5 protein-coding genes, 1 tRNA gene and 1 pseudogene are annotated in these 5,053 nt (G+C 70.4%); 1 reads left to right on the top strand and 6 read right to left on the bottom strand.

The annotated features are described in order from the left end of the window. Positions 1-318: 318 nt before the first annotated feature. Together RIM90_RS29220 and RIM90_RS29215 are read right to left on the bottom strand one after the other, a co-directional pair. The gene (locus tag RIM90_RS29220) at positions 319-1,722 is read right to left on the bottom strand and encodes a hypothetical protein (RefSeq protein ID WP_309063756.1); all 1,404 of its coding nucleotides are present in this window, start codon (positions 1,720-1,722) and stop codon (positions 319-321) included. A 150-nt stretch (positions 1,723-1,872) separates the two neighbouring features. Then, positions 1,873-2,001: a DLW-39 family protein gene (locus RIM90_RS29215; protein ID WP_003999697.1), complete on the bottom strand. Its 129-nt coding sequence runs from the start codon at positions 1,999-2,001 to the stop codon at positions 1,873-1,875. 338 nt (positions 2,002-2,339) lie between these two features. Here RIM90_RS29215 and RIM90_RS29210 point away from each other — a divergent pair, with 338 nt between their 5' ends. Further along, positions 2,340-2,711 carry a DUF6344 domain-containing protein gene (locus RIM90_RS29210; RefSeq protein WP_309063755.1) on the top strand — a complete coding sequence of 124 codons (372 nt, stop codon included), beginning with the start codon at positions 2,340-2,342 and terminating at the stop codon, positions 2,709-2,711. Positions 2,712-3,050: 339 nt separating this feature from the next. Here the strand turns inward: RIM90_RS29210 and RIM90_RS29205 are convergent, their stop codons facing one another. From RIM90_RS29205 to RIM90_RS29195, 4 genes and pseudogenes are all read right to left on the bottom strand, one after another. Then, positions 3,051-3,230: a hypothetical protein gene (locus RIM90_RS29205; protein WP_309063754.1), complete on the bottom strand. Its 180-nt coding sequence runs from the start codon at positions 3,228-3,230 to the stop codon at positions 3,051-3,053. 299 nt (positions 3,231-3,529) lie between these two features. Further along, a complete protein-coding gene (locus RIM90_RS31660) occupies positions 3,530-3,823 on the bottom strand; it encodes a WGxxGxxG family protein (protein ID WP_375165601.1) in 294 nt (97 codons plus the stop codon). A gap of 411 nt (positions 3,824-4,234) precedes the next feature. Next, positions 4,235-4,555: pseudogene (locus RIM90_RS29200) on the bottom strand (YdcF family protein); the annotation flags it as partial. 372 nt (positions 4,556-4,927) lie between these two features. Continuing rightward, positions 4,928-5,001 (bottom strand) — tRNA-Ile (locus RIM90_RS29195). Positions 5,002-5,053 lie beyond the last annotated feature (52 nt).

Genomic DNA, 5,053 nt, shown 5'->3' with positions numbered 1-5,053 from the left:
TCCGGCGCGCCGACGCCTCTACTGCTGAATACACCGCCCAGGGCCCGCAGGTTCCACCCGCGGGCGAGGGAATGCCGCAGCCGCGGCACGGAGCCGCCCACCGACCCCACCGTCGGCCCGGCCGCCGACCCCACCGTCGGCCCGGCCGCCGGTCCGGCCATCGGGCCGGCCCTCCGGCGAAGGTGGCCGTCCCGCTCCTGCTCCTGGCCCTGGTCTGCTACGCCGTGGGGTTCTGGGCCCTCACCCGCATCTGAACGGCCCCGGCCGCCGGACACCTCGCCGCCCACGGAACGGCCCGCCGCCGGACCGCCCCACCGTCTAGGGAACGGCCCGCCGCCGGGCCACCAGCGTCCACACACCGAGCCCCACCAGCAGCGCGCTCCCGCTGCCGATGCCGCCCACGGCGAGCGCCCTCATCGCGGTGTCGTCACCCACCGCCCCACCCTCGGCCGCCGCCTCCCGGTCCTCCTCCGTGACCGTGAAGACGTCCGGTGGCACGGCCTCCCCCGCGTACCCGGGCCCGTCCTGTGCCGCACCGCTCAGCCCCACCCGCAGCGTCAGCGGAACGGGCCCGTCCCCGAAGCGGTCCGCCACCTCCGTCGCGAGATGGGCGACGAGGTAGTACGAGCCGGCGAACCGCATCGCCCCGACGCGGCCGCCGGCGTCGTGGCGATTGACGTACACGACCGGCGGCAGGGGAGCGAGGCCCTTCGACTTCTGGCCGCCGTCGTAGCCGACGCCCACGTCCGCGACATGACCGCGCGCGGGGTTGTAGAGGTCCAGGTCCAGGGCGGTGGCGACGTAACCGCTGCCGCCCGTGCTCGAACTGCCCAGTTCGGCGGTGACGTGGAGCTGTCGGCCCCAGTCGACCGGGACCTTGTAGAAGAGAGTCTGGCCAGGGCGGATGTCGTCCCGCCAGACACCCTCGCCGAGGGGAGTGGCCCGGGCGAATCCCGCGCCTCCCGCGCGCCGTTCGGGTTGCCCCGCGACGGGCCGGGGCGGGGCGGAGTCCCACTCCTTCGGCGCACTCGTCGCACCGGTCCTCTCCAGGGGCGGCTCCGACACCGCGGTGAGTTCCGTCTCCCACGGGCCGGGGGAGGTGCCCTCGCCGTCCGGGTCGACGCGTTCGACGGTCACGTAGTACGTGCCGGGCTCCTGGCAGAGGGACCTCCTCGGGGAGATCTCCCGCGCGGCCCACGCGGCGACCGGATGGGGGCTGCCGGCGGCGCCGAAGCTCGCCGTGTCCACATCGCAGGAGCGGCCGTCGCCGTCCTGTACGGACACCTTCACCCCGTCGATGACGGAGGCGGTGCGTCCGGCCGGGGGGACGGCGGTGGCGGAGACGTACGTGTTCGAGGTGGCGTCGAGTTCCAGGCGGTAGTACACCTTGCCGCTCGTCGGAAGGGTGCTTCGGTAGGTGCGGCCGGCCCGCAGCCGTACGGCGTCCGCGGTGCTCGCGGCCCCGTCCACCTTCTGCGCGCCGTCGGCGAAGGCGTACGTGCCGTCGGCCGTGCCGGACGCGGACCGGAAGGCGCCGACGGTGTCGGCGGTCTCGGCGGTCTCGGCGGTCTCGGCGGCGAGGGCCTGCCGTCCCGGCGGTCCGCCGCCCAGCCCCAGGACCGCCACGGACGCGAGCGCCACCACGCCCAGGCGTCCGGTGACCGTCGTCCCACCGTGTCCGGCGCGTGCGCGCCCCCGCGCCGTACCCCACCGTCCCCTCACGCGCCACCCCTCGTCGCCGCCCGGACGTCGCACCGCGGCCCATCCTGCCCTCCGGACGAGGTCCGGGCGAGGCCCTTCGACAAGGTCCGCACCGAACAAGACCCCGGCCGCGAGGGCGGCCGGGGTCTGTTCAGCGTCGGATGTCGGGACTCACGAACCCGTGGGCACGGAGTCAGTCGCCTCCGTCCACAGATCCTGCTCGGCGCGATCCGCCTGGATCTGGCGGTACACGAGGAGCCCGCCGATGGCGGCCAGTGCGACCAGGAGAAGCTTCTTCACCGCGCTACCTCGTCTTTCCTTGACGTAGGGGACCTCTGGCGCCCGACTATACACACCGGCCGATATCGATCGGTGACCTGCGTCGGCCCGTCAACTGGCCTCCGGCACAGCGCAGTAGGAGGGGACTGCGCCGCCCCGGCCGGAGGGTCACCACACCCTCACGGACGGTCACTTTCGCCGCTTCCCTCCCACCTCTTCTCTTTTTCGACCCACTTGCGCCCATCCGGGTGGTGTTCATCTGAACATCCACGCGCCACGGGCGTCGGTCCACCACTTCGCGACCCCCATACACATGATGAGGAAAGTACGCAAATCGCCCGACCCGAAAGTGAGGGACCATGGCCCGGAACAAGGTCATGAAGTTGTGGACCACCATCGTCACCGCCTTCCTCGCGCTGTGCACCGCGCTCGGACTCGTCACCACGACCGCCTCCGCGGCCGTACCGCAGACCGAGCCGGCGCGCAACAGCGAGAGCATCCCGGACGCGACCGCACCGGAACCGGCGCCGTTCCTCTGGTCCCTCCTCACCGCCCTGCCGCCCACGATGAAGCAGCGCATCCACGCCGAGGCCCACGGCAAGTCTCCCAGCTGCCGCCACCGCCCGCTCCCGGACACGCCTGCGACCGCGGACCCGGCCACCACGGACTGCTCCGAAGCCGCGGCGCCTCCGGCGGAACCCCTCCCCGGCGACATGCCGCTCCAACGCTGATCCCGGGGCTCGCCCCCTCCCCTTGCCGTCATCCGCTCCCAGAAGTCCCGGCGAACTTGCGTACGGCAGTACGGCACGCAACAGGCCCGGCAGCTCGGACAGAGCAGCCGGGCCTTTCGCCTGCCCACGACCACCGGGACCCCCGGGGCCACCGATGGCACCGGTGGCCCCGGCGCCACCCGCGAACGTCAAAGGCCCCCGGCCGCTGGTGGCCGGGGGCCTTCCCACTGACGGGGCCGACAGGATTGGACCCTGTTCCGGGTCACCGGCGTTCGCGCGCTGGTGTCGGCCGCTGGTGTCAGCGCAGAAGGGCGGTCTTGGCAGGTCCGACTTGGCGCACTAGGTGGCTCTGCTCCTCCTGCGCCGCCGCAGCGGTGCCGTCACCCACATCGTCAGTCCGACAAGGGAGAGGACGACCGCTCCCCCGATGACGGTGGGAACAGCCGCCACGAGAAAGAAGGTGAGGAGCAGGTCCGCCCACGTCGGCTCCTCACCCATCGTGCTCCCGCCCTGTGCCATGAACGCTACGACGCAGGCAGGCAACGATCAGTTCCGCGGCCCTGGCGGTCGATGTCGGCCATGGACGCCAAAGGCCTCCTATTCACGTGAGCAGGAGGCCTTTGTGCTGGTGGGGCTGACAGGATGTGAACCTGTGGCCCCGTCCTCATCAGGCCGATCACGGGGATAGATCGACGCCGCTCGATCTGAGCTCCGCTGGTAAGGGGGTTCACAGAGGTACGTCGTCAACCGGCCCCGTTCGCCCCTGTTGGTGTCAGACGCTGATGTCAGCCAGGGGACAGTCCGGACGGGCGTCCGGCTCAAAGGCGATCATTCGGATACGCGCCGCCGGTCCCTGTACCGCGATGGGTTCCCGTGTCGTGTGTCTTCCGCCGACGGGGGATGAGACCGAGCAGACCCAGAAGACCGGCGAGACCCCAGAGACCCCATCCCCCATTGTCATCGTCCTTGTTGTCGTCATCCTGCGCTTGACTCTGGGTGGCCTGCACAGTGGCCGCCTGGGCCACCACCGGCGTCTGCGCTTCCGCGGTGACCGCAGCGGGTCCCGCGAGGAGAGCGGTGGTCAGGAGAGCACCGATAGTCACGCGACGCATAGTTCCTCCCTGAGTGACCCATGGACAGGGGTCTTGTATCCATATCGCGTGACGCCGGAGAGTCGTGCAACTCCGGCAGGCACGAAAGCTCCTCCTGAAGCCCGGGTGAGCCCATTTTTCGGGCCTTGCGACCAACAGGGCCAATAGGCCGAATGGGTGACTTGATTGCGCCGATTCGCAGCCCCCTCCATCCCGGTGCCGGCCGATCCCCGCCGGAGGCATTGCCTTGACCACGGGCCGCTCTGCGCGGTGATCGCTTCATGGCCTCCGGTCCTGCCCACGTGTGGGCGCGCGTCGGCGCAGCCCGGGCGGAGCGGAGCGCAGCCGGGTGCCTTGATGAGGTAGAGAAACCCGTGACAGCTCTCGATGAGGTAGAGAAACCCGTAACAGCTCTCGCTCCTGCCTGGGTCGAGCTGAAGTCGCGTCGGTGGTCAGGAGTCGGCTCGTGAAGCCGGCTTGGCACAGGCGCTCGTACGCCCCGGCCACGTCGGCGGGGACCGGTTGGCTGATCATGAATCCCTGCTCCGGGTAGATCATCAGTCGCTGAAGCGCACCGACCGACATGTCGATCACCAGGCGGGCGTCGCCCATGGAGTCGACGTACTCGTCGAGCGTCATGGGAGTGGAAGCGCTGACGACCTCGACTTCGGGCCAGAGCGTGCGGGCGGCGGCGTACGCTCGCCGCTCCTCGTACGGCTTGCTGATCAGGAGCGCCGAGGGCCCATCCGCGCCTTCGGCGACTTCATCGCCGGCCAGATCGGGGAAGCTGCCTGAGGGCGAAGCATCGGCCCAACGGCGGCGGCACGATCACCAAACGGTCCGACGGCCGGTACCAAGGGGCCGCCCCCGTGACCGACACGGACGGCAACCGGGTGCGCAAGTACGTGTCTCGCCTTCCTGAAGGTGCACCCAAGGCCGCCCGGGCGGATCCTCCGACACAGCCGGATCAGCATGACCACGGGCGTCTGCACGCACGTGGTCGGCGACAGTGAGCGGGAAGCCGTCGGCATGCCCGCTGAGCTTCTGGAGGATCCACTCATCGGCTGATGTCGGCCATGGATGTCAAAGACCCCCAGCCGGTACCGGCTGGGGGTCCCTACGCTGTGGGGCTAACAGGATTTGAACCTGTGGCCTCATCCTTATCAGGGATGCGCTCTAACCAACTGAGCTATAGCCCCGCCGCGCTCTGCGGTGTGTGTCCCGCGCGCTGACTCCTGAAGATTAGCGCAC

The sequence above is a fragment of the Streptomyces sp. genome, from assembly GCF_031181555.1.
GTDB classification, from domain to species: domain Bacteria; phylum Actinomycetota; class Actinomycetes; order Streptomycetales; family Streptomycetaceae; genus Streptomyces; species Streptomyces fimbriatus.
The sequence above is the reverse complement of the archived record's forward strand: the minus strand, read 5'-3'. Positions and strand labels throughout refer to the sequence as shown.